Consider the following 26,755-nt stretch of genomic DNA (forward strand, 5'->3'; position numbering starts at 1 on the left):
AAGAAAACTGGTCGAGGAAAGCCTATGAAATTCATCAGACGTGCATGTCTCGGCGCCAGCATGGCTGGACTACTTGCAGGCTGCGAGATCGCTGTACCGGCGAGCGACGCGCTTCTTCTTGAAGGGGCCGAGGTCATGGCGGCGACCTCGACGGGCCTCACGGTGGAGCGGCTGCCGGCCCCGGCGCAGCCGCTGGACGTCGCGGTCTATGCCTTCCCCGACCTGACAGGGCAGAACGAGCCGCAGGAAGAGTACTCCGAGCTCTCCCGCGCCGTGACGCAGGGCGGTGCCGACATTCTGACGGACGTGCTCGCTAAGGCTGGCAACGGCCAGTGGTTCAACGTGGTCGAGCGGGCCCGGGTGGACAACCTCCTGCGCGAGCGCAGCATCATCGAACAGACCCAGGCGGCCTTCACCGGCGGTGTCTCGCTGCCGCCGCTACGCTTCGCCGGTACGCTGATCGAAGGCTCGATCGTCGGCTATGACACCAACCAGGTCACCGGCGGCACCGGCGCGCGTTTCCTCGGGATCGGCAGCTTCAACGAGTATCGCGAGGACATAGTCACGATCGCGCTCCGCGCCGTCAGCGTCTCGACCGGCCGTGTCCTGACCTCCGTGACGACCACCAAGACCGTCTACTCCGTCCGGGTGCAGGGAGACGCCTTCCGCTTTGTCGCGGTGGACGAGATCCTCGAGTTCGAGACCGGCTACTCGCGCAACGAACCCGAGATCTTCGCGACGCGTGAAGCGATGGAACTCGCTGTGCTTGCCATGATTGTCGAGGGTGCTGAGGAAGGACAATGGTCCTTTGCCGATCAGGTTGCCGGCAATGAGGTCATCGAAAACTACCGTCGTCGCTACGAACTTGCCCGGCTCGGCTATACGCCTTCGCAGGTCCAGGCGATGTACGCAGAGGCCGAACCGGAAAGCTGAATGTCCCTGAGGGCCGTGCGAGCCGTCGCGCGGCCCTCAGGTTTCGACCTTTGGGGGGCTCGCCGCCTCTTCCAGTTCCTGCCGCAGTTCCGTCGCCCTTTCGAAAAGCAGGGGAAACTTCCCGCGGTCGCAGCCGACAAGCAGTTCCTCGACGTGCGTACAGGCTGCTCGGATGTGCAGTTCCGAGTCATTGATTGTCGGATGCAGGGCCAGTGCGTATTCGGCCCAAGCAAGCTGTTCCTTCGTAACGGCCCAGTCGAGAGGATGCTCGGCCTGCGTCCGCACCGTCAGCGCCTGTTCGCCGGCCTCCACAGCCTCCCTGACGTACCGCTGACCGATTTCGTCTTTCGATCCCTTCCCCAGTTCGCGCAAGGAGATCGCCAGATTGTGCATCGTCATCGCCCATTCGTCCGGCACGACCTCCTTCCTGCGGATTCCCAGGGAGAGGCGTAGTGTGCTGATCGACTGTTCGAAAAGCTCGGTCTTCCGGGCGCGGTCTTCGGTCATCACGGCGAGCTGATGCAGGGCCCCCGCGAGGTTCTGCTGGGTCAGCGCCCATTTCCGGGGCGTCTCTTCCTTGGAATAGTAAGAGAGTGCCTCGCGGAATGCCTGGACCGCTCCGTCGAGTAGCTCGGCTGACTCGTCGTCCCCATGAGCCGCCATGGTGGCCATCACCATGGCCTGGTTCGAAAGAACTTTCGCCCAGTCCTCCCGCCAATCCGTGTCCTGGAGAGCTTCGACGGCCGGTCGCTGTAGCTCCAGCGCGAACGACAGGCCTTCCTGGCCATATCTCACGCCGTGAGAATAGAGCTGCCTGCAATAACGATCCCGCCGGAGCGCCATCTCCAACAGGTCGATCTCGCGTAGCGCCTCGGCAGCAGAAACGAATATCGTATAAGCCTCCTCGACACGCCCCTGCATGAGGGCCTGTGTCGCCCGCACCTCTTTGGTCTCGACAGCCAACAGCGTCTGGAGCCTGTCAGCGACCCGAAGCTGGCTTTCGCTCTCCTCGAAATCCATCCGCTCGGCCGCCGCATTGGCCGCTGTCCGCGCCGCGACGATCTCTTCCTGACGATCGTCGAGCAGCTGAAACTGGCGTCTGTAGGCCCGGAACTCTTCCGCCTTCCGCTCGAGGAGCTCCCGCAATTCAGAACTCGGACGCTCGAAGACCCGTTCGATCTCGAACCGCAGAGCCAGGGCTTCGAGCTGGTCGCGGCTGGATCGGGAGAGATAGTCGAGTTGTGCAGAGAGATCGACCACGGGTTCCAACGCCGGTTCATGCAGGCGGTCGATCTCCTCCTGAGGAATGTCCAAAGCCAGCGCAATGAGCTGAACCGTCTTTGCGGCCGGCCGCCCTACCCGTCCGTTCTCCAGCCGGGAGAGACTGGCCTTGCGACCTTCGTCGTCCCAGACCCGAACAGCCAGATCACGCAGCGACAGTCCGGTATCCTCGCGGTAGGAGCGCACGAGCCGACCGAACCGCATCCCAAAGGCGTTGTCGCTTGCATGGTCAACTGACGGCAACTTTGGACCCCCCCGATGGCCAGTATCCGACTTAAAAGCCAGTATGGCCTAGGACCAATTTCCCGAAGCTTGAGCGATTAGCGTTACTCCTGCTAGGCCGACGTTAGTGATAGCGTCGGCCTAGTGCTGTAGCGCTTTCTGTATACAGGCCCGGCGGCCACCTCTGCCCTTGCCGCCCCTAGATCCCCCCGTCATCCCCATGCACGTGGTAGGCGATCTCGCGGGTCGGGGCGTTGCCGGTGGAATCCTTCCCGGTCGGCAGCCAGGCGCAGGCGGAGGCGGCGTCGACCCAGACGGTCTCGCAATGGCCGGGGACGAAGAACTCCACGAAGACGAAGTCCTCGCCAGAGCCCGGGTCGGTGAAGAAATAGTGCAGCTCGTGTTCATAGTGGTAAAGGACATCGCCCGCCGCGAGCTCGAGGGGCTCGCCGTTCAGCACCGCGGTCCCCTTCCCCGAGAGGACGAACTGGAAATGCTCGGCCCCCACGTGATGGTGCTCCGGCGCAGCGGTGCCGGGCGGATAGGTGACCATCTCGGCCTTGATCGCATCGGTCCCCACCAGCGCCGGGGTCGCCATGTAGATCCGGTTCCGGGAGTCGTGCTCCGACTGCAGGATCGGCTCGCGGGACCAGTCTATAACGGTCAGCTCCCGGCCGTCCGAGGCAAGCTTAGGGTCGAAACGCGAGGCGGCAGGCACCCTCACCCAGAGCAGGTCGAGATCCTCCTCGGCGGTGAGGTCGAGGGAACCGGCGGCAGAGGTGAAGGCGACGCGGGAGCGGTCCAGCGGCTGGCCGTTGACCGAGCCTGAGCCCCGCAGGACCTGGAACCAGACGACCTCGTCCGCGGCGACATCGGCCTGGTACCCCGTCCCCTTCGGCACAGCGATCCGCGCGGCCTCCACGTGGTCGCTCTTCGTGCTTTCCCGCGTCAGCAGATCGATGACCCGGGGGGTGTCGGGCCGCGTGGCCTCCCCCTCTCCGGCGCGCTTGAAGACAGGCATGTCTCTCTCCCCCGGACCCGCGGCACCCCTCGCGGCCAATCCGCGAGGCCGGGCCTCCCCGGGGCCAAGCTAGGCCCGGCCGGGGGGAAAGCGCAAAGCCAAACTGCTGAGCCCAGCTATCGGGCGAGGCCACTCACCGGATCGCCGGACTGCAGCTGGGCTGCAGCCTCCGAGAGCGCCGCGCTGTAGTCCTGTCGGCTTTCTCCCGCGGCGTCCTCGAGGCCGAAGTCCCGGATGTCGCGGGTCCTCGGATCGCTGAGCTCGACCTGGACTTCCGGCGGCTCGCCGCCCGGGCCCTCGCGGAAGATCCGGACCGTCAGGATCTCGGCCGGCCCGCCCTCCTCTGGGCCGGCGCAGGGCTGGTCGCGGAGTTGCTCGGCCGGGAGGGCGCGGCCTGCCCCGTCGAGCGCCAGCTCCGCCACGACGCCAGGGCCGAACCCGCCCTGCCCGCCGCTCGGAAGGCGGGACAGGGTCACATAGTCGCCGAGTCCCTGCCGCGGCAGGCCCAGAACCTCGGCCAGGAGATCGAGCGCGAGGTCGCGCTGCGCGTCCGAGAAGGCGGGCTCCGGCTCGGTGCCATCGGCTGCTCCCGACCCGCTGAACTCCCATCTCCCGTGGGTGACCGCCCCCGCCATCCGGATCACGGTATAGCCTCGATAGCTGCCATCCCCCTGTTCGAAGGCCACGTAGTCGTAGGAGCCATCGGAGACCGGCAGGGATCCCCGCCAGGCCGGGCCGCTGCCCTTCAAGGCATCGGTGTCGAGCCCCTCGATCCCCTCAGCCTCAGACAGGTCAAGCGCGGCGCCGCACACACGATGAAACAGGAGAGAGGTCCCGTTCATCCGGAAGGTGAAGCTCCGGCGATCGGGGGCCATGGTCATCGTGGCCGTGTCCTGTTGCGGCGGGAAGGTCCGGGTGATGGTCTCACCGGCCACGGAGAGCGTCACGGTAATCCCGTCGGTACTGACGTTAACGCTTTCCGGGCTCTGCGCCCCTGCGAGGCCCGGCGCCATGGCAAACAGAAGGATCGCTGCAAAACGTTTAGGACTCATCTTTCCTCCTGGCTGAATTTATCGTCCCTCCGGGTTCAGTGCGTCCTAGCCCGCCTCCTCCAGCGGCTCGGTATCGAGCTCCCAGCTGTACTCGAACCCCGTCGGGCGCTGCTCGGCGTCGTAGGTGATGCGGTAGCCCGTCGCCTCGCCGAAGCGGTCGCCGTCGACGAAGAGATACTCCCCGTCCCGGGCCTCCACCCGAATCTCCTCCAAGGGCACCTCAGGCTCGCTGAACTCCGAATGCAGGGTCAGGACGGCGGCGATCATGCGCCGGGCCTCGGCCTCCGACCCGACACGGAAGTCGTCGGGCAGAAGCCTGATAAAGTTCTCCCGGCTCTCGGGCGTTCCGTGGCGGTGAATACGCAGCACCTCGCCGTCGTCGACGGCCATGAAGAGCATGCTCTGCCCGCCGCCGTACTGCTCGATGGCCACGCGCCACATCGTGGGCTCGATCAGCTCGTCGAGGGCCGGCTCGTGGAAGGGCTCCGAGGAGACGGAGACCTGCTCGAGCACATGCTGCCGGATCAGGGCCGGCTCCTTCTGGGCGACGGCCGGACCTCCGGCCAGGGCCAGCGAGAGGGCGAGGCTGCCAAGAATCGTACCTGGCGCTGCGGTGGGTGTTGAAAGCGTCATATCGATAACCTCCGATGAAACTGAGACAATCCGGACCACTCAGGGCCAGAAGCCTGTCGCGTCGGGGGCCGCCGCGTCAACCATCGCGGCTCTGGGGATCCGGGGTGGCCGGCAGCGGCACGGAGCAGAGCTGCGAGACGGAAATCGTTGCGAAGGCCCTTCCTTGGCGTCAACATCCATCCCCGGGACAGGCGCTCCGTAACGGACTGCCGAAAACGGGAACGACCGGATGCACAAGCGGGCCCTTGCCTCCAAGATGGGGGCCATCACGGAACGCCGTCACTGGCGCGCGTTCGCGAACAGCTTCGCCGTGACCTCTCCCCCGGTGGAGCATCTGCTCGATTACGTGCTCCGGCGGCAGGACGGGTATCCCAAGCACGTCTCGCTGGCGACGCCGATCGGCACCGTGGAGGCGACGATGTTCCTACCGGACGACCGGTTGACGGTGAACGAGATCTTCTGCCGGCTCGACTACGAGGTCTCCCCCGGCATCAGGACCGCGGTCGATTTCGGCTCCAACGTGGGCATCTCGGCCCTGTATTTCCTGAGCCGCAATCCCGAGGTGAAGGTCTGGCTCTACGAACCGAACCCGGCGAACGTGACCAAGCTCACCGAGCAGGTGGCCCCCTACGCAGACCGCGTGGTGCTGAACCCCGTGGGTGTCGCCGCCGAGGACGGAACGCTGGAGTTCGGTTTTGAGCCCACCGGGCGCTACGGCGGAGCGGGGCTGGATTTCCCCGAGAAAGTGCAGCTGGACGTCCACTCTGCCGAGCGCGTCCTGTCGGAGATCATCGCCGAGCGTGGTCGCATCGACGTGCTGAAGGTCGACATCGAGAGCCTGGAGGAGGAAATCCTGCTGTCGCTTTCGAAGGAGACGGCCTCGAAGATCGAGCTTCTCCTCGTGGAGGGTGAGTTCACCCCCGGTCTTCTGGACGAGACCCACACTCCGACCGTCTACGGCCCGATTACCCGTTTCGAACGCCGCACCTGAAGCCCGGGGCTCCGAAGAACAGGTGATTCCCTGTTCTGTTCGCGTGGTTCCTCATAGTGCCCGGAATGAGGCGTCATTGTTTCCGACCGCCTCCAAGATTTCGGCAGGAAAGCGGCGAGCTTGCGAAAAAAATATGGCGTGATGCATTCTGCGAATGGCCCACGGGCCGAGACGGGAGCGGACCTTTGAGTGGACATCGGACGAGTGCGGCCCCGGGGCCCCTCCCCGCCGGAAACGCCGGGGAGACCATCGCGAAAGAGCCTCGGCTCGCCGGAAGCGGGTCGATTTACCCGTACCTGCAAGTCGTGCGGCCCCACCAGTGGCTGAAGAACGTCCTGGTCTTCCTCCCCCTGCTGGCCGGGCATCATTTCGACCTGGCGACGTTCTCAGAGAGCCTGCTCGCCACAGTCGCCTTCTGTCTCGTCGCCTCGAGCGCCTATGTCCTGAATGACCTGCTCGACATCGAGGCGGACCGCGCCCACCCCAGGAAGCGCTTTCGCCCCTTCGCCTCGGGCGCGATCCCCACCTCCCATGGACGGGTTCTCGGTGGGGGCCTGCTGCTCTCCGGCGCCGCGGTAGCGGCCCTCCTCGGCGGCCTCTTTCTTCTGACGCTCATGGCCTACTTCATTGTCTCCGCCGCCTATTCGCTCAGGCTCAAGCGAAAGGTGGTGGTCGATATCTGCGTTCTGGCGGGCCTCTACACGTTCCGGATCATAGGCGGCGGCGTGGCGAGCGACATCGCCCTGTCGGTCTGGCTCCTGGCCTTCTCCATCTTCTTCTTCTTCTCGCTCGCGGCGGTGAAGCGCCAGGCCGAGCTCGTGGACATGCTGAAGCGGGACGAACTGCAGGCCAAGGGGCGCGGCTATCGCATCGAGGACCTGCCGATCGTCTGCTCGGCCGGGCTGGCCTCCGGCTACGTCTCCGTCCTGGTCATGGCGCTTTACCTGAACTCGCCGGCGGTCCTGCAGCTCTACGGATATCCCCCGGCCCTCTGGGGCATATGCTGCATTCTTCTGTACTGGCTGACCCGGATGGTCTTCATCGCTCACCGAGGGGCCATGCACGACGATCCCGTCGTCTTTGCCGCGAAGGACCGGGCGAGCCACGTCAGTGTCGCCCTGATCGCGGGTTTCGCGCTCTTCGGAGCGATGCTCCCCTTCTCGTCTCCCTGAAGAGACAAGGTTCATGCGGCAGGTTATCGAATGACGGTTGGTAGGGTCTTTCCGGAAACAACGAGAAAGACGGAGCGCGGCCTCCTGGCCGCGCTGCTTGCGCTGGGGGTCGTCTGGAACCTGCTTCTTCTCTACCGGCAATGGCCCGAGGTGTTCTGGGACCTGGGTGTCTACGAAGCGGCCGTTACGGCCTTCAACCAGGGGCAGTCCGCCTACCAGTCCTTCGAGGGCCTCTACTTCGTCTACTCACCCTACGTTCTCTTCGCCTTTGCGTCTCTCGGGACATGGCTCCCGGCGGCCTTTCTGCTTCTCTACCTCGCGGCCACGCTCCTCTTCCTGAGGTCCGGCATCGGGCTGCCCCTCTTCCTGGCGGCGATCGCCTCCTCCGTCCTGACGGTCAGCAGCATCTTCATGACATCGGTCGGAAGCGGCAATGTCACCATCTTCCTCCATTTCCTGGCCATCACCGCCTCGTTCGCCGTCTTCCAGGCTCCTGCCTCCCGCGCCCGGGCCGCCACCTTCTTCGTGACCGTCTGCCTGATCTCGCTGATCAAGCCCTACTTCCTGTCCTACCTCGTCTTCGGCGTCCTGGCCGAGCGAAGCAGGAGACGGGTCGCAGCCTCGCTTCTCTGCGCGCTCTCCTGGGCGGTGCTCTTCGGGGCGCAGGCACTGTCCCATCCCGATCTCTTCGGCGAGTTCCTGGCCTCCCTGAGGCTGCAGGCCCTCGGCTCCGGGGGCGGGGCCGGCCAGGACGTCGGCCTCGCTCCCTATTCGGTCTTCGGGGAGTTCGTCGGGCGATACCCCGCCTTGGTGCTGCACGTCCTCTTCGTGGCCGGGCTCGCAACGCTCCTGTTCGGTGTCTGGCGTTTTTCCGGGATGGCTCCCGATCCGAAGGAGTCCAGGACGCTTCTCTTCCTCACGGCTCTGATCCTCGTCACCCTCCTGAACCCGCGCATGAAGGTCTATGATTACTGGATCGTCGGGGCCGCCTCCGCCCTCGTGTTTTACCTTCTCCTCAAGAGAGCGGAATGGCTCGAACAGCTGACTTGGTTCGGCCTCCTCTGCGCGATGACCTTGGCGGTTTTCGCGATGTGGCTCGCCGGTTTCCCGTACCTGAAATACGTCAGGGTGTATCTTCTTCCCCTGCTGGCATTCACGGTCTTCCTGCGCTTCGCCTTAGGACCCATCCCGGGACGGACCGAGGCCGCCTCTGGCCTCAGGGCAGCCGCCAGGTCAGGCCCCCGGTGACGATCGCGTCGGCCCACTCTCCATCGCTCGGAATGACCTGGACGAAGGCATTGCCGAGGCGCAACTGCAGGCCGCCGAGCGGGACGACATCGCCGGCAGAGACGGAGAAGGTCCGACCGTCACCGGGATAATGGGCAGCCCCTCCGAAGACCCCGATCCCCACGTCCTCGGAGATCTCCCAGGAGCGGCCGACCATCGCCGCCACCGATGTCCGCCCGTAGCTGTTGTGAAAGGCACCCACCGTCCAGTCCAGGTCCCTCTCCCAGGTCAGGAACAGTCCGGGATTGACCTCGTCGAAGTCGAGGGCAGGCTCAACATGACGCGAGCCCAGCAGGACCGACGCGCGATCCGGTCCGTCGGCCAGCGCAGGCGACGCGAGGCAGACGCTCAGGGCAAGAGCCGGCAAGGGTCTCATCGGGTGCTCATGTCATGGTTCAGGAGTCCGAAGGCCTCCGCTCCCTGATGGGTCGACTATGGCGACGAACACTCCACCGGACCCTCGGATCAAGAGTCTCTCGCTGATTAGCGGTGCGAGCCGGAACAATGTGTCTTCCGGAGCTCTCATTGCCCACCGAAGGGATGCCAAGGTCGCGCAACCCTAGGCGCCCCAACCAAACACTGGCGGCACTGCACTGTTGCTGGTTGCCTTCTTACCCGGGCAGCGAGAAAACGCGGGGAGGGCAATAGTCCCACAAGACTGCCGGCCGTGACCGGCCCACCTGGGAGCAGGATAGATGTCGGCAACCGCGCCGGACCACGCGACACGTGGCGACCCGAAGGAGTCTCGAGGCTTCGTCTTCGCCACGACCGGCGCCGACTACACCACGCTGGCCCGGCGGGCGGCGCGGACGCTCCGGCTGGCGATGCCAAAAGCGGAAATCGACCTCTTTACGGACCAGGCCGTCGAGGACCCAATCTTCGACCGGATCCACGCCCTGGGCGACGGCTTCTTCCGCCCCAAGATGGAAGCGACCCGGCGCACCCGCTTCGACCGGACCGTCTTCCTCGACGCCGATATCCTGGTCCTGACCGATGTCTCGGAGCTCTTCGACCTGCTCGACAACTTCGAGATAGCCGGGGCGCACGGGGTCAACCGCAGGAAACCCATGGGATACGGCGACCCCGATATCCCGAGGGCCTTTCCGGTGATCAATTCCGGGGTTCTCGCGGTCCGGAAGACGCCGCGGACGCAGGAGTTCCTCGCCCGGTGGGAGCGGGAGGTCCGCGAGAGCGAGGCCCGACTCGACCAGCCGACCCTGCGCCGGCTGCTCTGGAGCGGCGAGATCGCCTTCACCGCCCTGCCCTACGAGTACAACATCAAGCATCCGCCCTACATCAGGCTGCTGGGCGGGCTGCGCGCGGGTCCCCGGATCATCCACGAAGCGACCCTGCACAAGCGTCCACCCGGGGATCCGACAAAGCCGCTGACCGTGCGGGAGGCGCTGGGGTCGAAGCTCAGCGATCTCGTCCACAAGCAGTTGCAGGAGGATCCTTTCGTTAACGGCAACTTCGACACTACCGTCTGCGAACCCCCCGAGGACCAGCCCGAGCCGCCGCCCGTGCCGAAGCGAACTCCTCCCGACACCTTGCAGCGCCGGGCCAAGCGATGGGCTCGCAAGTCGGCAGGCCGACTACTCGGACGGCGCTGACCAGCCCTTCCCGACCATGGGCAAAAGACACACCCTGTCGCTCCTGCGCTGGGTGGAGTTGCTCCTCGGGATCAAACAGCTAGAAAGCGCGGACAGCGGTCATCCCGCAGCGAAACCAAGACGCGATCGGGGCCGCACGACACGGACAAAGCGACCGCGACGACGGGGTCCCGCCACCCCTGATCTGCCGAGGGCTCACACCGTGAGAACAATTCTCTTCATCGGACATCACAAGGTCGGCTCCACCGCTCTGCAGGATTTCCTGTCCCGCAACGGCCGTGCCTTCCTGAAGAGCGGCCTGCTCTATCCGCCGGTGGAGGCCGAGGGCCAGGCGCTGCTGCTCAAGTCCGCGCTCTGGCCCCGCCGGATCCGCCGGAAGGCCCTGCCGATCAACGCCCGCGAGCCCCACAACGCCCTCGCCTTCCAGATGCTCGCGGAGACGAAGACCGGCCGGGTCCCGCCCTTTCACCGGAACCTGCCGCCCTCGGGCCAGATGCTCCGGACGATTGAGACACTGACCGAGCATCATGCACCCGAGACGCTCGTCCTCGCCTCGGAGGTCATGGGCCGGCTGGGCCAGAAGCCCGATCTCATCTCCAGGCTGCGGGACTCCCTGCCGGAGGGGGAGATACATCTCGTCGCCGCCTTCCGGCGCATCGACGACCACCTGCCCTCCTGGCACAGCCAGCGGCTGAAGTTCGGCCACAAGGTGCCTTCGCTTTCCGGCCGCGGCGTGGAGTTCTACCGCAAGACCATCCATTTCAACTACATGAGTATGCTACGGGGATGGCTCAAAGTCCTTCCCGAGGCCCGGCTCCATCTCTGGAGCTACGGAGAGGTGATGGCCTCCGGCGGGCTCATCGAGAAGTTCCTCGGCGAGTTCGGCATCCGCAGACCCTGGCTCGCCTCCGATGCGACCATGACCAATCCCAGCCTCCACCGGGGGATCTACGAGATCGTCCGGCGCGCCAACCAGGAGCTGCCGCCGGAGGAGGCGAAGCGCCTCAGGGCGCTGCTCAGCAAGTCGGCCGACACGCTGGGCCTGCCCGCTTCGCGGAGCATCGAACTCTTCGGCGAGCCCATGCGGCAGCAGATGCTGGAGGAGTTCGCCCCGATCGACGCGAAACTCGGAGAGCTCGCGGGCCGCTCCGGCTTCTTCGACGACTTGAACGCCGTAACCCGGATCCTGCCCCATCCCGAGGCCAAGGTCGCACCCCAGGCCCTCGCCGGCGCAAGGGAACTCGCGCACCGCAGGTTGCCCGGGCCGGTCGCGGACTACCTCGACCAGCTCGATCTCGACTCGGAGCCGGAATGACCCCTCAGGCTCAGGCCATCGAAGGGAAGAGGGTGTCGAGTTCGGGGAAGCGGTAGCGGCGGAGCGCCTCGTTCGAGGGCGCTGCCACCTCCCGGATCCGGGCCTTGTCCTCTTCGCTGAAGGCGAGGGCGGGGGCCCCTCCCCGTTCCAGCAGCGCCGCGGAGCGGTTGAGACCAATCCGGAGCAGGAAGCCGGGCCAGCCATGGCCGAGCCGCGCGGCAATCTCGTTCACACGCCGCATGCGCGCCGCCTCGACAGCGGTGAGCTTCTCGTTGCGACGCTCCTCCTCTGAGACCGTAAGGCCCTCCAGATCCGCGGCATGGCTGAAGTCAGTAAGGAAATCCCCGCCCTCGAACCGGGCCCGGTCGAAAAGCCGGACCTGCAGGCGCTCTGGCCCAACGACGCTCTCCAGCCTGCGGACGAAGGCGTCGTAGTCGGGAGGCTCGAACCGGGCGAGGTGCTCCGCCATGGTATCCGTGCCGCCGTTTTTCAGGTTCTGGGAGTAGGAGCTTAACATCCAGCTGTCCTGGGGGCGCAGGTAGATGATGTACTCGACCTCGTCGAAGCGCTCGGAGAAGAAGTCGTGGTAGGCCTGTATCGAGCGCCGCCGCCGGTAGGGCCAGCCGAGCATCTCGCAGGAAAAGAGACAGCGCGGGCAGTCGGTAGTCTCGATGTCGGCGTCGATCCGGCGGGTCATCTCCTCCGCCACCCGGCTCTGTCCGTCCATCGAGGAGAAGCCGAAGATGCGCTGCAGGATCCCGTCGCTCACCGGCCTGCCGATCCGGGTCTGGGCGATGATCAGCAGCTCGGACTGGTTCGGCCTCGGTCCATGGACCCGGTGCAGCACCCCCTGCCGCTCCAGCGCCTCCCGGTTCGCGACAAGCGCGTGCTGCAGCGTCGTCGTTCCGGTCTTCGGAGTGCCGATGTGTACGATCGCCTTCATCGCCACCCGCCCTTCCGGGCGGGGCCCCTGCCGCCGGTTCTTGCCGTCACGTCGATATCCCTGCCTGTCATTCGGGCACCTTCAAGCACAGCGCGACTGCGGCCTAAAGCGCTTTCTGGAGAGGCCCCGGCCCGGTCCGTTGCGCCCCCCAAGGGCCACCGGTAGAACGCTGCCATTGGACCGCGCAGGCAGGGGCCGTGACGTGCAAGATCGCCAGCTGACCACCGCCGGGGACGGCCACCTTCTCCAAAGCCTGATCTGGCCGGAACAGGGTCTATGCACCGAGCGTGCGCTCTACCTCCACAGCTGGGGGGGCGTCGGGCTCTCAGAAGAAGACCGGCGGCTGGAGTTTGGCGGGGGCGGGCGGGTCCGGTTCGACACCTGGTTCAACCTCTTCGCCCTGGGCAAGTGGCGCAACCGCACGGGGCTGGAGAGCCTCTCGCTGCAACTCGCGGGGGAGGGGCGCTTCGAGGTCTGCTTGCTTGAGACTCGGCCCCGGGGCCCGGTCTCGCCGGTCAGGACCGAGGTGGTGACCCTCTCCGAGAGCGACCCCGCGACCCTTGATCTCGACGCCCTTCTGCCCGGCCCGGTGGACGACCGGCGGATCCTGGCGCTGCAGCTCACTGCCCTCGGTCCGGCGCGGCTGGAGGCGGCTGACTGGCTCACCGCACAGGCACCCCTCCGCGATCCGGAGCTCGTGGTCTCGGTCACCACCTTCCGCCGCGAGGCTGCCGCCACCCGAACGGCGGAGCGGTTTCAGGCCTGGATAGAGACACATCCGGAGCTCAAAGACCGGATTCGGATGCAGATTGTCGACAACGGGCAGAGCCTCGACCTGCCCCCCTCCGACACCGTCACCGTGATCCCCTCCGAGAACCTCGGCGGCGCCGGCGGCTTCGCCCGGGGGCTCCTGGAGGCGCGCGAGCAAGGGGCCAGCCACTGCCTCTTCATGGACGACGACGCCTCGGTGCACATGGAGGCGCTGGAGCGCACCCGCACTTTCCTCGCCTATGCCACCGATCCCGCCACCGCCGTCGCCGGCGCGATGATCACCGTCGATCAGCCCTGGCGGCTCTGGGAGAACGGGGCGCTCTTCGACGGGCGCTGCATCCCCCAGCACCTCGCGGCGGATCTGCGGCGCTTCTCCGAGGTCCGCGAGATCGAGTTCGACGCGGCCGGCCCCAACCCGCCCAACTTCTACGGCGGCTGGTGGTACTTCGCCTTCCCGCTGGAGGCGGTGCGCCACCTGCCCTTCCCCTTCTTCGTGCGCGGCGACGACGTGAGCTTCGCCCTTGCCCACGATTTCGCACCGGTCACCCTGAACGGCGTGGCCTCCTTCCAGGACGGATTCACCGGCAAGGAAAGCCCCCTCACCTGGTACCTCGATCTGCGCAGCCACCTGGCCCACCACCTGAGCCTGCCGAAGATGGACCGCGGCCGGCTACGGCTGCTGAAGATCCCGGTCTGGTTTTGGGCCCGCAACGTGATCCGCATGCACTACGAGACCCTCTCGGCGATCAACCTCGCCGTGGAGGACGTGATGCGCGGGCCCGACTGGTTCGCGGCGAACGCCGACATGAGCCAGCGCCGCGCCGACCTCGCCGCCCTGCGCCGGGAGGAGGCCTGGGCCCCCATGGACGGCCCGCTGCCTCCGGAGCGGGAGCGGTTCTCCCCGTGGAACCCGGTCATCCGCTGGCTGATGAAGCTTACGGTCAACGGACACCTGCTTCCGGGCTTCGCGCGGATCGGCAACCGGATCACCATGACATCCGAGGCCCGGTCGCGGATCCGCTGGGTCTGGGGCGCGGCCGAGATCACCACGGTGAACCCGGAGAGCGGACAGAGCTACACCGTCCGCCATTCCAAGCGCGCCGCCTTCCGGGAGGGTTGGCGCCTCCTGCGCAATCTCCTGCGCCTGAACAGGCACTATTCCGGCCTGAAGTCGGACTGGCAGGCGGCCTATCCACGGCTGACGAGCGAGGCGTTCTGGCAGAAGGCCCTCGAGCTCGAACCGCGAGCCGCCAGCCTCTCAAAGACACCCGAAAGTCCGTCCCGTGCTGTTCGCTCGGCCTGAGGATCGCACCAACCGGCGGATCGCGGCCCTGGTACGGCGCGAGGCCTCGGGCACGCTGTCCTCCCGCACCCGTCTCGCTCACCGGATCCGGGTCGACGCCGATCCGGCGCTCGGCATCGAGGGGGAGTGGCGTTCTCCGCGGGGACGCCTGCTCGAACTGGACGTGCGCACCTCGGGGCCGGGCGGCTGGTGCGCCCTCCACATGCGCTTCTCCGGAGGTCTCCTGAAGGAGGCGGGCTTCCTGGGCCTCATGTGCAGCGGCGTGGCGCCCGAGATCACCCGCGCCCGGGCATGCCTGCGCTCCGGCACCCGTGAGGGCTTCGTTGACCGGTTCTTCGACAAGCACCTGCTGCTGCGCCCGGAGATCGGCAGCCACATGGACGCGGTCGCCCTGGGCGACCGGTCCGACGCGCCGGCCGACCCGCCCTGGCGCGAGGTGATCCTCTTCTTCCCCACCCGCCCCTTCCGCGCGACGCTCCTCGATTTCAGGGTCTTCACGGCATGACCGAGAGTCTCGCCCTCGTCGTCCCGACGCGAAACGACCACGCAGACCTGCCACGGCTCCTGCGCGAGGCCGCCGGGACGAAGGCCGTCAGCGAGATCGTGGTGGTCGACGACGGAAGCGACCCGCCGCTGAAGGAAAGGGCGCTGCGCCGCGCCGCCCGGGGCCTGCCCGTCACGCTCTTGCGCGAAGAGGTCTCCCGCGGGGCCGGGGGCGCCCGGAACCGGGGGCTCGAGGCGGTGAGCGCCTCCCACCTGCTCTACTTCGACGGCGACGATCGGCTGAGCCCGGAGATCGGCCCGCTCTGGGCGGATCTCGCGGGGCGCGACTACGACTTCTGCATCTTCCGGCATGCCGACAGCCGCATGCTCTGGCGCGGCTGGGCACAGCCCCATGCCGACGAGGCGCTCTGGGCCGCCTCCGGGCTCTCGGCCACGGCCCTGTCAGGGCCCGTTTCAGAGGCTGTTTCGGCCCGGCTCGCCCAGGCGGCGAACTATCCCTGGAACAAGATTTACCGGACCGCCTTCCTGCGCGAGAACGGCATCCGCTGCTCCGAGATCCCGGTGCACAACGACATCGCCCTGCACTGGGAGAGTTTCGACGCGGCCCGGACCGTCCTCGCCTCGGGGCGCATCGGCGCCCTGCACATCGTCCGCCCCGGCGGGGGCCGCCTCACCAACCAGACTGGCGAAGCGCGCTTGGCGGTCTTCGAGTCGCTCGATGTGCTGGCCAGGCGATTGCTGCCCGACCGCCCGCTCGCCCTGCCCTTCCTGCGCTTCGTGGGCTACCTGCTCGGCTGGCTCCGCGAGAACATCGTGCCCGAGCTGCATCCGAGGCTTGAGGCCCTCTCCGCCCGCTTCTTCGCCCGGCATGTAGGGCCCGATTTCTACGCGCGGATCGCCATGGAGGACCCCGTGCTGGCCCGCGACATCCTCATCCATCTCGCCATGGGAGACGCCGCATGACCGCACCGCTGGCTTTTTTGCTCTGTCTTCCGCCGGCCGCCGATGACGACGATTTTCGTCACTGGGCCACCTTGAAAAGCCTCTCGGAGATGGCCGGAGAAGAGGACGAGATCGTCATCGCCCATGCCGGTCCGAGCCCGGTCCTCGCCCGCTTCGCCGATGCGGGCGGGTGGCCGCGGCCGCCCGAGCAGATCCATCTCGATGCCAGGACCTCGAGCGAGGTCTTGGCGGAAACCGCCGCCGCCGCCGCGACCCATCCCGGGCTCTTCCTGCCTCCCGGAGGGGTACTGCAGGCCGAGGGTCTCGCGGAGCTGCGCCAGAGCCTCTCGAAGCATCCCGGGCGGCTGCACCTGCTCGCCCGCGGCTTCCGGCTGGCGGGTCTGGACACGCCCCTACCCCCGCCCGAGAGCCATCGCTGGCCCCCTGAGGTTCCAGCCAACCTTCGCCCGGATCCGGCTCGGCTCGTCCCCTATGCCGCACCCGGATCCTCCGACCTGGTGGAGGCCGCTGCCTTCTATCTGAAGCGCCTCGAGGAAGCGGGCTCTCCTGCCATGGTCGGGACCGCCCCCGTGCTTGAGCCTGTCCCCCGGAGCCTCGCCCCTGCCCTACTCGCCGCTGCGATCAAGGAGGCATGGGTCCGTCCGGCCTGGCTCTCTGACGAGCTCACGCTGCTGGGTCCGGAGGAGGTTGGCGAGGTTCTCGACCGCCTTGAGACGATCTGTGCCGGTTCGGGGAGCATCGCCGAGGTGTTTCGCAGCGAAACGGGCCCTCTCTCCCGGATTATGAATGCCCTGACCTCGGGAGACGCGAGCCGCGCGCTCTCCGAAATCTTGCTGTGCATCGCGTCCCAGGACCGGGCCGAACGCCGGGCCGTCGCCGCAGCCCTCGGCCGGCTGCGCTCGGACCTCGATCTCGCCCTGCCCGGAGAGCGCTACCTGCGGGAGACCTACGAGAGACTGCGCCGCGCCCGGGAGTGACCCTCCCTGCCCCTCTCAGGAAACGAGCTTCTCGTGCCGCGCAATGGCTTCCTCGAGATCGGGATAGTACTCCAGCCGGCCTTTGTTCAGCACGACGCCGGTATCGCAGAACTGGCGTACTTGGCTCATGCTGTGGCTGACCATGATGGCAGAGGCGTTCTTAACCCGACTGTGGAAGACGGCCCGACTCTTCTTGTTGAAGCGCGCGTCACCCACCGCCGTGGCCTCGTCGATCAAGTAGGTGTCGAACTTGATCCCCATGGAGAGGCCGAAGCTCAGACGTGACTTCATGCCCGAGGAGTAGGTCCGCACTGGCATGTGGAAATGCGGGCCCAGCTCGGCGAAGTGACGCACGAACTGCATCAGCTCCTCGGTCTCGACCCCATAGATGCGCGCCACGAAGCGGCAGTTCTGCGCCCCGGTGAGCTCACCGTGGATCGCGCCGCCGAAGCCCACGGGCCAGGAGATCGCCCCGTCGGTGATGATCCGGCCGGTGTCGGGGGCGAGGGTCCCGGCGATGATCGACAGGAGCGTGGACTTGCCCGCGCCGTTACGCCCCAAGAGCGCCAGCGAGGTGCCGGTGGGAAGCGTCAGGTTGAGATTGTCGATCACCACCTTCCGGCGGCCCTTGAGCCAGAAGCTCTTGGAGAGGTTCTCGAACCGGATCATCGGCGCAGGGTCTCACCGGCTGTCGCGGATCGAGTAGTAGACCAGTGAGATGATCGCCCAGGCCAGGAACAGGAAGAGCGCGGCGATGCCCATGAGGACCCAGCGCCGCGGGAACTCCGCCACTTCAGGATATGTCGGCTGGATATAGGCGGCGAGGTACCGGGTCTGCCGGTTCGCGGCACTGCGGGCGGCGTCGAGAGCCGCGAGAGCCGCGCGGTAGGTCTCCTCGGCGAACTCCCGGTCGACGGTGAGGCTCTCATACTCAGCCATGAGCGTCGGGTAATCCTCGCCGGCCGAGTTGGCCTCTTCTGTCGCGAAGCTCGATCGCTCTTCTGAGATGCGCTCACGGATGACGTCAATGCGGCTCTGGACCTGAGAGACGCGGGGGTCGCTCTCGGAAGTGCTCTGGACTAGGAGGTCGTACTCGATGAGGGCCTGGGCCAGCTGTTGTTGAAGGTTGTTCAGCACGCCCATCCGGCCCTGGATGTCCGTCTCTGGATCGACAATTTGCGTCCGCGTACGAAACAGGGTCAGCGCCTCGCGGGCATCCCGGACACGTTCCAGCGCCTCCTCGAGGTCAGCCTCGGCGTAGCTGATCGTATCAGAGCGGGCGGCGGCGTTGAGTTCATTGATAAGTACCTGGCTCTCGTCGAGGATTTCTTGCGCCAAGGACTGGGCGAATTCCGGCTCGAACGCGAGTATCCGGAGCTCGACAAGACCCGATGCTTCGTCGAAGGAGATCCGGACCATCCGGCGCCAGTAGTCGGTCAGTTCCGTGAGAGAGGCGTTGGGATCCAGGGCAAAGACGGGATCCTGCTCGTAGGGCGCAGAATAGGCCTCGATCAGGTTCAGCCGCTCGTTGACGCTGGAAACCAGGCTCTGGCTCTGGATGAACTCGTAGAGGATGTTGGCGTCCGTGGAGGCCGCCCCCCCGGTCAGGCTCGTGAGTCCCCCTAGAAGGGCACTGGCCGAAGTGTTCTCCTCCTGCCGAACGGTGAAGCCGACGGTAGAGGCGTACTGGTCTTCCGCACGTTCCCAGAGATACCATCCGGCCACCCCGAGAGGGGCTACGACCGTCAGCAGGAATAGGAACAGCAGGCCCCAGTGCCGCTTGCGCATCCTGGCGGGTTTCGCGGCGGGCGTGACCTCGACGACGTCGAGCGGCTTCTTCTGGCCACCCTTCTTGGGAGCGGGCTTGCCACTGCCGCCCTTGTCGCTTTCGGGCTTGGGTTTGGGTTTCGGCTCCGTCTTCTCGGCCGGGGCTTCCGGCGTCTTGGGGCGCGGTTCATCGGCCTGGCGGAGGAAGGTGACCTCCGGAGAAGGACGGTCGGGTTTCGCTTGGTCCGCCAAATTCAGTCCATTCGGATCCGGTTTGATCTCAAGTCAGGGCTTCTACATACTCCGCGCTCGAAAGGCCAGCTTTCTCAGGCCCCCTGGACGCACCCATGACAGAGATCTCTCCATCCGACCTGGCTCCGGCACAGTCGTCGGTCCGCCCCCCCCAGTCGCCACAGGTCCGCCGGTCACCGCTGCGCAACATCACGGCGCTGATCCTGCGGGAGATGACCTCGAGCTACGGGCGCACGCCAGGCGGCTATATCTGGGCTCTCGCCGAACCACTCGGCATGATCTTCATCCTGTCGCTGGCCTTCTCGCTCGTCATGCGGACCCCTTCGCTCGGCAATAGTTTTATCCTGTTCTACGCAACCGGTGTGCTAGCGTTCGGCTACTACGGGAAGATCAACAACACGACGATGCGGTCGTTGAAGTTCTCCAAGAGCCTCTTGGCCTATCCTGTCGTCAGGTGGATCGACGCAGTCTTGGCGCGCCTCGTCCTGAACACGCTTACCCAACTGATGATCGCTTGTCTGGTCCTGAGCGGAATCCTGATCTTTGTAGATACACAGGCCGTAATCGACTTCGGGCCGGTTCTGACCGCCTACATCATGGCCGGACTACTTGGTCTCGGCATCGGCATGATAAATTGCGTCTTCGGCAGTTTCGTCCCGATCTGGACCACCGTCTGGGGCATCCTCAATCGCCCGCTCTTCCTAGCCTCAGGGGTTATCTACATCTACGAGGACCTCCCCTCGTCAGCACAGGCCATCTTGTGGTGGAATCCTCTGATCCACGTCACTGGTCTCGCGCGGTCGGGCTTCTACCCCATGTATGATGCGACTTACGTGTCCTACTCATACGTCCTCGGATTGGGCCTCAGCCTCACTGCCTTCGGGCTGGTGCTGATGGCTCGCTACCACAAGGCCGTGCTTGAGCGCTGACCCGATGTCTCGAGCGCGAAACATTTGGAAGTTGTGTTGTTTCGCGCGCGAAACAACACGGATCTGAAATGTTTCGCAGCAGGACAGAGGCCTACTCAGCGCCGGCGGATCCGAAGGCCTCGAGCAGGCGGGAGCGGAAGCTGTCGGTCACTCCCGGGCCGTAGAGGGTGACCGATCCGTCGCGGTCGACGCGGAGACGGACGTCGCGGGTGAGGGTGCAGGTCTCGCCGGGGGCGATGCGGGGGCGCTGGGGGGCAGGTGCCTCCGAGGCCTTCGACGGGGCAGGGGAGGGGGCCAGGAGGGCGGTGAGTAGGGCTGTCTCCTCCTCGGCGCTACCTGGGGCGGCCTCGGAGAGGCGCTGGCCGGCCCGCTCGGCGAAGCCCGGATCCTCCAGCGCGCGGGAGAGCTGCAGGCCGAGGCGCTCGCCGATGGCCTGGGGGAAGCGCAGCTGGCCGTCGAGGGTGCGGACGATGGCGAGGTAGGACTTGATCTTGGACCGGCGCGAACGCGAGGCCGCGCCGAAGAGCCGGGCGAGGGCGGTGGAGGCATCGGGAAAGACGCCAGCCTCGGCAGCCTTCACCACGATCCGGGCGCGCTCGTAGTAGCTGAGCCCGACCCGGATCTCGTTCTCCTCGACCATGGCAGTATAGGCCTCGGAAGCCTCCGATGGCTTGCGGATCAGAGCCTGTACCGCCTCGAAACGCTCCTCTCCCGTTTCCTCGTGCAGAGCCTTGATTGCGGTCACCCGGCGCCATCCGGAGATCAGGCCGTAGCGATCGGGACCGAGGGTGGTCACCTCGACGGGCGTCTGCTGGCCGCGGGCGCGCAGGCTCTCCTTCAGGGCCTCGGTCTCCTCGTCGGCCACAGCGATCCGGTCGCGCACGAGGTAGCCGGTCTCGACCTGCGTGAGCGGCAGGGAGACCACCATGCGGCCCTCGGAGCGGGCGCGCTCCAGGCTCTCGCTCAGCTCGGAAAGCGCCGAGGCGGCGGAGGCCTCGCCCGCGACCGAAGCGATCGGCGCGGGCGAACTGCCGGAGGCCAGCAGCCCGGGGCGCACCCCGTTGCCGGAGGAGGCGGGTGGCGTGGCGAGATATCCCGTTCTCGCCGGGGTCAAGCGCTTGCGTTTGGCCATGTCACATCTCCCTTTGCGCGGGCAGGGTAGGGGGCCCGGGTTACCGGGGTCCTCGACCACCGCGCGGTCATTCGGCGGCCTCCGCAACGGCTTGCGCGTCGCGGTGCCAGGCCCCCACCAGGAGGCTCTTGAAGGCGGCATAGGTGGCATCGAAGGTCTCGCGCCCGCGGGCATAGGTCTCGCGGTTGAAGTCGCGGTAATCGGCCTCGTAGATGCCCTGCACCTGCTCGCCGGCCTGGCCGATGAGCGCGGTGAAGTCCTGCCGGTGCGGCGAGAGGGTCGGGCCGAGATAGGCCTGCATCAGGCTCGCGAGCTCGGCCTGCTGTGTCGCGTCGAAACGGGTGACGATGGCCCGCACCGCATCCCACTCGAAGCGCAGCTCCTCCCGGCCAAGGGCGCGGGCCGCCATGTTCTCCCCCTCCTCGATCGAGCCGAAGGTGGCGTGGAGCATGTCGAAGAAGCGGCCCGTGGAGTCGAACTCCAGGAAGGAGGCGCCGAGCGGCACCAACAGGATATCCGCCGCGGCGAGGCCGTTGATCGTGAGGTAGCCGAGGGCAGGGGGGGTATCGAGGAAGACGATGTCGTAGTCGTCGAGGAGCCCGTCCGCCTCCAGCCGGTCGGTGAGCGCGTCCCAGAGCTTCCAGCCACGGGCGGCCATGCGCCAGACCGGGATCTGGAACTCCGCCCAGTAGAGATTGAGCTGCGCGCCGATGAGATCGATGTTGGGCCAGTGGGTGGTCTGCACGAGATCCCGCGCCGAGATCTTCAGCGCCTCGTCCAGGGTCTCGTCGAGCGGCTGGGGCGTCTCCCCCCGCTCTGCCCGCCTGCGGTTCTCGCCCTGAAGGTGCTCGGCGTAGTGCCGTCCGATAAGCGGGAAGACCGTGCCCCACTCGTCCTCGACGCGTCCGCCGAAGACGCTGGTCATGCTGCCCTGGCTGTCGAGATCCACCACCAGCACCCGGTAGCCGTCGAGCGCCGCCGACATGGCGAGATGCGCCGCGGTGGAGGTCTTGCCCACGCCGCCCTTGAAGTTCGCCACCGCCACGATCTTGGCCGGCAGCCCCTCGGGGCGGTAGGGCAGGTAGTGCTTGGCCTTGGAGCCTTCGGCCCCGAAATGCGCCCGCAGCCGCAGAACCTCGTCAAGGCTGAACCACTTGGCCCCGCCCTCCGTTTCGCTGCGGCCTTGGGGGAGCTCCGGGTTCGCCTTCAGAACCCGGCGGAAGTGCCCCTGGGCGACCGGGATCAGGTAGCGGCAGATCTCCCAGGTGGAGAAGAGCCGCAGCCGCCGGTCGCCATCGTCCTCGAGCCCGCGGGAGGCGAGGTCGGCCCGCCCCGCGGCGCAGGCCCGGGCGATCTCTCCGAAGCCTTCGGTGCTGGCGGGCTCGCCCAGCGACTGGGCCGCCCGGGCGGGGTCGATGCGGAAGTACGGCGGGAGATCGCTGCTCATTGCCTCTCTCCGGTCAGCTCGTGATGTTCGCAGTTTTCGTCAGAATACCGAAAAACGCAGCACATGGAAGGAAAACCGCAACCTCAGTGCATTTCTCAGCCAGATTCGGGGGTAGGGGCCTCTCGGACCCCTGTATCTTGAGGCCGTAAGGTGGGATCTGGCCAGCCTTCGTCTGTTATTTTTTGTTAGTATAGTGTTACGGCGCTGGGAGCGGCCCGCATCGCCCTGTTTTTCAGGGGCTTAAGGTAGGGCCTCCGACTCCGATCCCCCGATAGAGCGACTCCGATGCCACGCCCCGGCGACTCCGATCCGTGACTCGGGCGATGGACGCGGAGGGCCGGATCCCCCTAGGGTGTCACTGAAACCCCGAAAGAGGGCGAGCAGCGAGAGAGCGACGTGATGGCGGCGGCAGGGCAGGAGGGGCTGGGCCCCCTGAGGCATCCCACGGGCGATTTCTTCGTCTGCGACATCTTCGATGCCAGCCCCAAGGACGATCTGGGCAGCATGGAGCACCCGATCTTCTCGCTCGCCACCCGTCCCGACCGGCGGGTTCTCTCCTACGCCCACAACGGCACCGAGGTGACGGTGACGCCCTCGGTGAAGGGGCGGGCCACGATCCACGACAAGGACGTGCTGATCTACTGCATCAGCCAGCTGATGGCTGCGGTGAACGCAGGCCGGCAGATCAGCCGGACGCTCACCCTCAAGGCGCACGACCTGCTGGTCGCCACCAACCGCGACACCTCGGGCGACGCCTACGGGAGGCTGCGCGAGGCTTTCGAGCGGCTGGCCGGCACCCGCATCACCACCAACATCGCGACGGGGGGCGAGGAGACGACCCGCGGCTTCGGCCTGATTGAAGCCTGGGAGATCGTCCGGAAGACCCGCGGCGGACGGATGATCTCGGTGACGGTCACGCTCTCGGACTGGCTCTTCCGCGCGGTGCTGGCGAAGTCGGTACTGACGCTCAGCCGCGATTACTTCCGCCTGAGAAAGCCCCTCGAGCGCCGGGTCTACGAGCTGGCCCGCAAGCACTGCGGCCGACAGCCCATGTGGCGTGTCTCGGTGGCGACGCTCCACAAGAAGGCCGGCAGCGCTGCGCCCTTGAGGGTTTTCCGCGCGAGCCTGCGGAGGATGATTGCAGCCGATCACCTGCCCGACTACCACCTCGCCGAGGAAAGCGGCGACATGCTATGCGTCACTCGCCGGCGGCCGGTGTCGGAAACCGGGCCGCATCTTTCGCCCGAGGCCTTGGACGAGGCGAGGGCGCTGCGGCCGGGGGCGGATGTTCATGCCTTGGCGGCCGAGTGGCGGGGCGTTTGGGAGGCGACGGGTAGGCCGAAGCTCGCGGCGCCGGACCGGGCGTTCCTGGGGTGGGTCAGGAAGGTGAATAGCCTGGAGTGAGCTATGGGTCGCTGCGCCAGGCACGAGGGGATCAAGTCTGACAAGCTGGCGGAACGCTCGCGCAGTCCAGGGTTTGAAGCTTCTGCCAGCGTTCGGGATACTTGATTAATTCACTGAATACAGCGTCATCAGGGGCCAGGATGAACTCCAACGTAGGGGCGAGAGTGACCAAAACGACTGCATATCAGGTTCATCAGCTAAGAAGAGACTCGGCTCACAGCAAGGGTGCACTAGCGACCAACGGGAACTCTGTGGCCGAGGAGAATAATACTGAATGAAAAGTTATTCCCCAGTGAAACCAACCAAATCAAAAAATAGAATATAGCAAAAATCAGTGAGAGAAGCCACTAAAATATGCTCGATGCCATCTACTTGTGGGCGCGACGTTTAGCCCGTCGAATAGGTGTCCCCATAACAGTGTACAGGTGGACGGGGTCATATTTGCGTCGTGTCCTTGGCCTGTCCGACACGCTTGTCGCGGACAGACGAGAGCAAGCAGATGGGCGCGTAGTAGCAGCGCTCTTGGTACCCTTCCACCAAGAAGCCGGGCAGGCATCTAAACGTGAACCATTAGAAAAAGTACTTGGAGAACTTGGCGGGCCTGAGACATTTAGACTTTTGGTCAGATCGCTCTGGAGTTTCGAGTCTCGTGCAGCTCTTGAGTTCGCATACTTCCTATGTGATCAGCCTGAAGTCGAACTCCGACAGGCGGCTCACCTTCTCCTGGCTATCCGATCAGCGTTCTGGAGAGACTTCAGGGGCGCAGAAAAGTTTGCTGAAGTGTATCTCGATGAAGCCGACCAAGGTAGTGACGGTCGGCAGCAAGCCCTTGCCGTATTAGCGCAAGCAAAACGTAGACTGGGCAAGCTCGACGAAGCACTTTTGATCAATCGGCAACAGTCGCTCTTGCAACCACTAAATACTAGGTTTCTTGCGGAACGTGCACGTTTATTGGCCACTGAGAATCAGAGAGAGATGCTTCGCCTGCTAGAACTCTGCGATGCACCAGGGGCCCGAGCCGAGGAACTAGGTAATACTCTATATCTCTCCTATCTGCTCGAAAGGAAGGAGTTCGACGAAGCTGAGAGACTCGCTCGCCGACTCGAGACACGCGTCCCAGGGTGTCCGGTCGGCCGCGTTTTTCTAAGCAACGCCTTGACAGCAAGAGATGGAGACGTTTCCGCATTACCAACTGCCTTCGAATGTTTTGGAATAGACTGCACGATAAGCGCGCCGAGTTTCGACGCACTACGTATAGCTAACCGACAGAAGAGCCTGAAGGACGTAAAGGATGGACCCTTAGTAAGCGTGGTCCTGACGGCATACAATGTCGAGAGGTATGTTGAACTTGCGGTTGCCTCGATACTATCTCAGAGCTATCTCAATCTAGAGCTCATTGTTGTTGATGATAACTCAACGGATTCCACCCTTGAGCGGCTAAGGGAAATACAGACTCGTGATGATAGAGTCCGCATTATAAAAAATGAGAAGAACAGCGGCACCTATCTGGCAAAGAATGCTGGTATCCAGAATTCTGAAGGCGACCTCATAGCCCTGTGTGACTCCGATGACATTTGGACGCCAAATCATCTTGAGCGCCATCTAGAGGAAATGGCGACAGACGGGGGGCTAATGGTTACTACATCCGATTGGTTGCGGCTCTTCGATCATGCCCAGATTGAGGTTAGCCCGAATGGGGCAATAGTCGAAGTTTGTCCGCACTCGACACTCATTCGCCGCGAAGTATTCAATCGGATTGGCTACTTCGATAGCGTCCGGTTCGGAGCAGACAGGGAATTCATCTCCCGGATCATTCTGAGCTACGGCAAGCCTTCAGTCTGTCACATTGCCGAAGTGCTAACTATCGGCAGAAGACATGGAGCCTCCCTAACTTCGTCTGGCCCAGGAAAGATCATTCGCGACCAAATATCCGGAGTTAGGATAGACTACTGGGAGGCCTGGAATGAATGGCAAAAAGAAAAAGTGCTAAAACGAGAAGCGCTAATTAATACGGGAATTCCTAAGGAAAGACCGTACCATGTCCCTATTGAGATGGAGCCTTGAGAGACAGTTACCGACCACGGTGCGCGAGAATCTGGGTAGAGAAAGAATGTGCTCGGGGATAGAGCCTATTCGAATAACTAAGTGTCGCGACCGCGTATCCAAAGCATGATTGAACGCAGGGGCGCAGTTATCTTCCATGAAGTGCTTTTATATATTTCGGAAATTCGTCCTCGTGCCGCAAAAAGATCCTGCTCTAAGATCTCGATTTGCGCAACTAATTCTGCTATTCGGACGTCTCGATCAACAAGCTCCGTGACAGCAGCCTCGGGCTCAGCGCTTCCAAGAAGTTCCAACATCCTTGGGTCTTCTTCTGAGCAGGTGGCGCCAAAACCAAGGCCGGGCTGGGATTGCTCTTCTTTGGTCATCCAAGACTTCCTTCTTGCCCGGCTTTCCAAGTGCGAGTAGGGCAAATTAGATCAAAACGGACCAATTGTGCAAGAGGACGAAATGAGTGAGGCGCCGCTAGCAAGGGTTGAGGACCTTCGGGTCAAGCTGCTCGGACTCGGTTTTGAGGAACGCGCGCTCCATGACCTGGCCATGATCACGATGCACGAGGAATCCTCGGAGGTAAGGGCCCATGCTGCGCGTATTTTAGCCCTCTGGCATACGCAGATCGGTCAGCAGAAGAAATGTGAGAAAGCGCTTTACTACCTACAACTCGCAAGAAGGGATGCCCCAGACCGGCGGTTCCAACAGACGCTCGTGACAATTGAACTTCAAGCTCTCGCAATTCTGCGAGACAGCGTTGGAGTCCATAGCTGCTATCGTTCTGCCGGCCTCGC

The 26,755-nt window shown here is 65.0% G+C and carries 25 protein-coding genes; 14 read left to right on the top strand and 11 right to left on the bottom strand.

From position 1 onward, the window contains the following. Positions 1 to 60: 60 nt before the first annotated feature. The gene (locus tag F3S47_RS18790; RefSeq protein WP_191090251.1) at positions 61 to 933 is read left to right on the top strand and encodes a CsgG/HfaB family protein; all 873 of its coding nucleotides are present in this window, start codon (positions 61 to 63) and stop codon (positions 931 to 933) included. Between the two features lie 36 nt (positions 934 to 969). Here the strand turns inward: F3S47_RS18790 and F3S47_RS18795 are convergent, their stop codons facing one another. From F3S47_RS18795 to F3S47_RS18810, 4 genes are all read right to left on the bottom strand, one after another. Beyond that, positions 970 to 2,418 carry a helix-turn-helix domain-containing protein gene (locus F3S47_RS18795; RefSeq protein WP_223877886.1) on the bottom strand — a complete coding sequence of 483 codons (1,449 nt, stop codon included), beginning with the start codon at positions 2,416 to 2,418 and terminating at the stop codon, positions 970 to 972. Between the two features lie 217 nt (positions 2,419 to 2,635). Further along, positions 2,636 to 3,457: a cupin domain-containing protein gene (locus tag F3S47_RS18800; protein ID WP_150446861.1), complete on the bottom strand. Its 822-nt coding sequence runs from the start codon at positions 3,455 to 3,457 to the stop codon at positions 2,636 to 2,638. A 116-nt stretch (positions 3,458 to 3,573) separates the two neighbouring features. Further along, positions 3,574 to 4,509: a hypothetical protein gene (locus F3S47_RS18805; RefSeq protein ID WP_150446862.1), complete on the bottom strand. Its 936-nt coding sequence runs from the start codon at positions 4,507 to 4,509 to the stop codon at positions 3,574 to 3,576. A gap of 45 nt (positions 4,510 to 4,554) precedes the next feature. Next, entirely contained in the window at positions 4,555 to 5,142 is a 588-nt protein-coding gene (locus F3S47_RS18810; protein ID WP_150446863.1) for a hypothetical protein, read from the bottom strand. 229 nt (positions 5,143 to 5,371) lie between these two features. Between F3S47_RS18810 and F3S47_RS18815 the strand changes: the two genes are divergently transcribed. From F3S47_RS18815 to F3S47_RS18825, 3 genes are all read left to right on the top strand, one after another. Further along, positions 5,372 to 6,133, top strand: a complete 762-nt coding sequence (locus F3S47_RS18815; RefSeq protein ID WP_150446864.1) for an FkbM family methyltransferase — start codon at positions 5,372 to 5,374, stop codon at positions 6,131 to 6,133. A gap of 65 nt (positions 6,134 to 6,198) precedes the next feature. Further along, a complete protein-coding gene (locus F3S47_RS18820; RefSeq protein ID WP_150446865.1) occupies positions 6,199 to 7,305 on the top strand; it encodes a UbiA family prenyltransferase in 1,107 nt (368 codons plus the stop codon). Between the two features lie 30 nt (positions 7,306 to 7,335). Then, positions 7,336 to 8,553 (top strand): hypothetical protein, encoded by a 1,218-nt coding sequence (locus tag F3S47_RS18825; RefSeq protein WP_150446866.1) that lies wholly within the window; start codon positions 7,336 to 7,338, stop codon positions 8,551 to 8,553. Here F3S47_RS18825 and F3S47_RS18830 read toward each other — a convergent pair. Further along, the gene (locus tag F3S47_RS18830; RefSeq protein ID WP_150446867.1) at positions 8,522 to 8,968 is read right to left on the bottom strand and encodes a hypothetical protein; all 447 of its coding nucleotides are present in this window, start codon (positions 8,966 to 8,968) and stop codon (positions 8,522 to 8,524) included. The genes F3S47_RS18825 and F3S47_RS18830 overlap by 32 nt on opposite strands. 319 nt (positions 8,969 to 9,287) lie before the next feature. On the opposite strand from F3S47_RS18830, the gene F3S47_RS18835 reads away from it, so the two are divergent. Continuing rightward, positions 9,288 to 10,202 carry a putative nucleotide-diphospho-sugar transferase gene (locus tag F3S47_RS18835; RefSeq protein ID WP_150446868.1) on the top strand — a complete coding sequence of 305 codons (915 nt, stop codon included), beginning with the start codon at positions 9,288 to 9,290 and terminating at the stop codon, positions 10,200 to 10,202. Between the two features lie 202 nt (positions 10,203 to 10,404). After that, the gene (locus F3S47_RS18840; RefSeq protein ID WP_150446869.1) at positions 10,405 to 11,517 is read left to right on the top strand and encodes a hypothetical protein; all 1,113 of its coding nucleotides are present in this window, start codon (positions 10,405 to 10,407) and stop codon (positions 11,515 to 11,517) included. A 10-nt stretch (positions 11,518 to 11,527) separates the two neighbouring features. On the opposite strand, the gene F3S47_RS18845 is transcribed toward F3S47_RS18840, so the two are convergent. Then, complete coding sequence (locus tag F3S47_RS18845; protein WP_150446870.1) at positions 11,528 to 12,460, bottom strand: hypothetical protein; 933 nt, start codon at positions 12,458 to 12,460, stop codon at positions 11,528 to 11,530. Positions 12,461 to 12,662: 202 nt separating this feature from the next. Here F3S47_RS18845 and F3S47_RS18850 point away from each other — a divergent pair, with 202 nt between their 5' ends. Genes F3S47_RS18850 through F3S47_RS18865 form a run of 4 tightly spaced genes read left to right on the top strand, consistent with a single transcriptional unit; the run spans position 12,663 to position 16,978 of the window. Beyond that, complete coding sequence (locus F3S47_RS18850; RefSeq protein WP_223877884.1) at positions 12,663 to 14,534, top strand: glycosyl transferase; 1,872 nt, start codon at positions 12,663 to 12,665, stop codon at positions 14,532 to 14,534. Next, the gene (locus tag F3S47_RS18855) at positions 14,515 to 15,039 is read left to right on the top strand and encodes a hypothetical protein (protein WP_150446871.1); all 525 of its coding nucleotides are present in this window, start codon (positions 14,515 to 14,517) and stop codon (positions 15,037 to 15,039) included. Before F3S47_RS18850 ends, F3S47_RS18855 begins: the two co-directional genes overlap by 20 nt. Continuing rightward, positions 15,036 to 16,001 carry a glycosyltransferase family 2 protein gene (locus tag F3S47_RS18860; protein ID WP_150446872.1) on the top strand — a complete coding sequence of 322 codons (966 nt, stop codon included), beginning with the start codon at positions 15,036 to 15,038 and terminating at the stop codon, positions 15,999 to 16,001. The genes F3S47_RS18855 and F3S47_RS18860 overlap by 4 nt, the downstream gene beginning before the upstream one ends. Continuing rightward, positions 15,998 to 16,978 (top strand): hypothetical protein, encoded by a 981-nt coding sequence (locus F3S47_RS18865; RefSeq protein ID WP_150446873.1) that lies wholly within the window; start codon positions 15,998 to 16,000, stop codon positions 16,976 to 16,978. Before F3S47_RS18860 ends, F3S47_RS18865 begins: the two co-directional genes overlap by 4 nt. Before the next feature lie 15 nt (positions 16,979 to 16,993). On the opposite strand, the gene F3S47_RS18870 is transcribed toward F3S47_RS18865, so the two are convergent. Together F3S47_RS18870 and F3S47_RS18875 are read right to left on the bottom strand one after the other, a co-directional pair. Further along, on the bottom strand, positions 16,994 to 17,647 hold the full coding sequence (locus tag F3S47_RS18870; RefSeq protein WP_150446874.1) for an ABC transporter ATP-binding protein: 654 nt from the start codon (positions 17,645 to 17,647) through the stop codon (positions 16,994 to 16,996). Positions 17,648 to 17,659: 12 nt separating this feature from the next. Continuing rightward, positions 17,660 to 18,997, bottom strand: a complete 1,338-nt coding sequence (locus F3S47_RS18875) for a sugar transporter (RefSeq protein WP_150446875.1) — start codon at positions 18,995 to 18,997, stop codon at positions 17,660 to 17,662. A 95-nt stretch (positions 18,998 to 19,092) separates the two neighbouring features. Between F3S47_RS18875 and F3S47_RS18880 the strand changes: the two genes are divergently transcribed. Next, positions 19,093 to 19,926, top strand: coding sequence for an ABC transporter permease (locus F3S47_RS18880; protein ID WP_150446876.1), 834 nt, complete (start codon positions 19,093 to 19,095; stop codon positions 19,924 to 19,926). A 91-nt stretch (positions 19,927 to 20,017) separates the two neighbouring features. On the opposite strand, the gene F3S47_RS18885 is transcribed toward F3S47_RS18880, so the two are convergent. Both F3S47_RS18885 and F3S47_RS18890 read right to left on the bottom strand, forming a co-directional pair. Next, positions 20,018 to 21,058, bottom strand: coding sequence for a ParB/RepB/Spo0J family partition protein (locus tag F3S47_RS18885; protein ID WP_150446877.1), 1,041 nt, complete (start codon positions 21,056 to 21,058; stop codon positions 20,018 to 20,020). 67 nt (positions 21,059 to 21,125) lie between these two features. Further along, complete coding sequence (locus F3S47_RS18890) at positions 21,126 to 22,505, bottom strand: AAA family ATPase (RefSeq protein ID WP_150446878.1); 1,380 nt, start codon at positions 22,503 to 22,505, stop codon at positions 21,126 to 21,128. A 399-nt stretch (positions 22,506 to 22,904) separates the two neighbouring features. Between F3S47_RS18890 and F3S47_RS18895 the strand changes: the two genes are divergently transcribed. Continuing rightward, positions 22,905 to 23,909, top strand: a complete 1,005-nt coding sequence (locus F3S47_RS18895) for a replication initiator protein A (protein WP_150446879.1) — start codon at positions 22,905 to 22,907, stop codon at positions 23,907 to 23,909. Between the two features lie 354 nt (positions 23,910 to 24,263). Then, a complete protein-coding gene (locus F3S47_RS18900) occupies positions 24,264 to 25,973 on the top strand; it encodes a glycosyltransferase family A protein (protein WP_150446880.1) in 1,710 nt (569 codons plus the stop codon). A gap of 77 nt (positions 25,974 to 26,050) precedes the next feature. On the opposite strand, the gene F3S47_RS18905 is transcribed toward F3S47_RS18900, so the two are convergent. Next, on the bottom strand, positions 26,051 to 26,338 hold the full coding sequence (locus F3S47_RS18905) for a hypothetical protein (RefSeq protein ID WP_150446881.1): 288 nt from the start codon (positions 26,336 to 26,338) through the stop codon (positions 26,051 to 26,053). 82 nt (positions 26,339 to 26,420) lie between these two features. Between F3S47_RS18905 and F3S47_RS19625 the strand changes: the two genes are divergently transcribed. Continuing rightward, positions 26,421 to 26,755 (top strand): hypothetical protein (locus F3S47_RS19625; RefSeq protein WP_223877885.1); only part of this gene is annotated, 335 nt, incomplete at its 3' end.

It is taken from the genome of Histidinibacterium aquaticum (assembly GCF_008710275.1).
Taxonomy (GTDB): Bacteria; Pseudomonadota; Alphaproteobacteria; order Rhodobacterales; family Rhodobacteraceae; genus Oceanicola; species Oceanicola aquaticus.

Excerpts from the sequence above, each read along its gene's own strand:
- F3S47_RS18790 (WP_191090251.1), top strand. The coding sequence starts at position 61 with ATGGCTGGACTACTTGCAGGCTGCGAGATCGCTGTACCGGCGAGCGAC.
- F3S47_RS18795 (WP_223877886.1), bottom strand. The coding sequence starts at position 2,418 with ATGCGGTTCGGTCGGCTCGTGCGCTCCTACCGCGAGGATACCGGACTG.
- F3S47_RS18800 (WP_150446861.1), bottom strand. The coding sequence starts at position 3,457 with ATGCCTGTCTTCAAGCGCGCCGGAGAGGGGGAGGCCACGCGGCCCGAC.
- F3S47_RS18805 (WP_150446862.1), bottom strand. The coding sequence starts at position 4,509 with ATGAGTCCTAAACGTTTTGCAGCGATCCTTCTGTTTGCCATGGCGCCG.
- F3S47_RS18810 (WP_150446863.1), bottom strand. The coding sequence starts at position 5,142 with ATGACGCTTTCAACACCCACCGCAGCGCCAGGTACGATTCTTGGCAGC.
- F3S47_RS18815 (WP_150446864.1), top strand. The coding sequence starts at position 5,372 with ATGCACAAGCGGGCCCTTGCCTCCAAGATGGGGGCCATCACGGAACGC.
- F3S47_RS18820 (WP_150446865.1), top strand. The coding sequence starts at position 6,199 with ATGAGGCGTCATTGTTTCCGACCGCCTCCAAGATTTCGGCAGGAAAGC.
- F3S47_RS18825 (WP_150446866.1), top strand. The coding sequence starts at position 7,336 with ATGACGGTTGGTAGGGTCTTTCCGGAAACAACGAGAAAGACGGAGCGC.
- F3S47_RS18830 (WP_150446867.1), bottom strand. The coding sequence starts at position 8,968 with ATGAGACCCTTGCCGGCTCTTGCCCTGAGCGTCTGCCTCGCGTCGCCT.
- F3S47_RS18835 (WP_150446868.1), top strand. The coding sequence starts at position 9,288 with ATGTCGGCAACCGCGCCGGACCACGCGACACGTGGCGACCCGAAGGAG.
- F3S47_RS18845 (WP_150446870.1), bottom strand. The coding sequence starts at position 12,460 with ATGAAGGCGATCGTACACATCGGCACTCCGAAGACCGGAACGACGACG.
- F3S47_RS18860 (WP_150446872.1), top strand. The coding sequence starts at position 15,036 with ATGACCGAGAGTCTCGCCCTCGTCGTCCCGACGCGAAACGACCACGCA.
- F3S47_RS18865 (WP_150446873.1), top strand. The coding sequence starts at position 15,998 with ATGACCGCACCGCTGGCTTTTTTGCTCTGTCTTCCGCCGGCCGCCGAT.
- F3S47_RS18870 (WP_150446874.1), bottom strand. The coding sequence starts at position 17,647 with ATGATCCGGTTCGAGAACCTCTCCAAGAGCTTCTGGCTCAAGGGCCGC.
- F3S47_RS18880 (WP_150446876.1), top strand. The coding sequence starts at position 19,093 with ATGACAGAGATCTCTCCATCCGACCTGGCTCCGGCACAGTCGTCGGTC.
- F3S47_RS18885 (WP_150446877.1), bottom strand. The coding sequence starts at position 21,058 with ATGGCCAAACGCAAGCGCTTGACCCCGGCGAGAACGGGATATCTCGCC.
- F3S47_RS18890 (WP_150446878.1), bottom strand. The coding sequence starts at position 22,505 with ATGAGCAGCGATCTCCCGCCGTACTTCCGCATCGACCCCGCCCGGGCG.
- F3S47_RS18895 (WP_150446879.1), top strand. The coding sequence starts at position 22,905 with ATGGCGGCGGCAGGGCAGGAGGGGCTGGGCCCCCTGAGGCATCCCACG.
- F3S47_RS18900 (WP_150446880.1), top strand. The coding sequence starts at position 24,264 with ATGCTCGATGCCATCTACTTGTGGGCGCGACGTTTAGCCCGTCGAATA.
- F3S47_RS18905 (WP_150446881.1), bottom strand. The coding sequence starts at position 26,338 with ATGACCAAAGAAGAGCAATCCCAGCCCGGCCTTGGTTTTGGCGCCACC.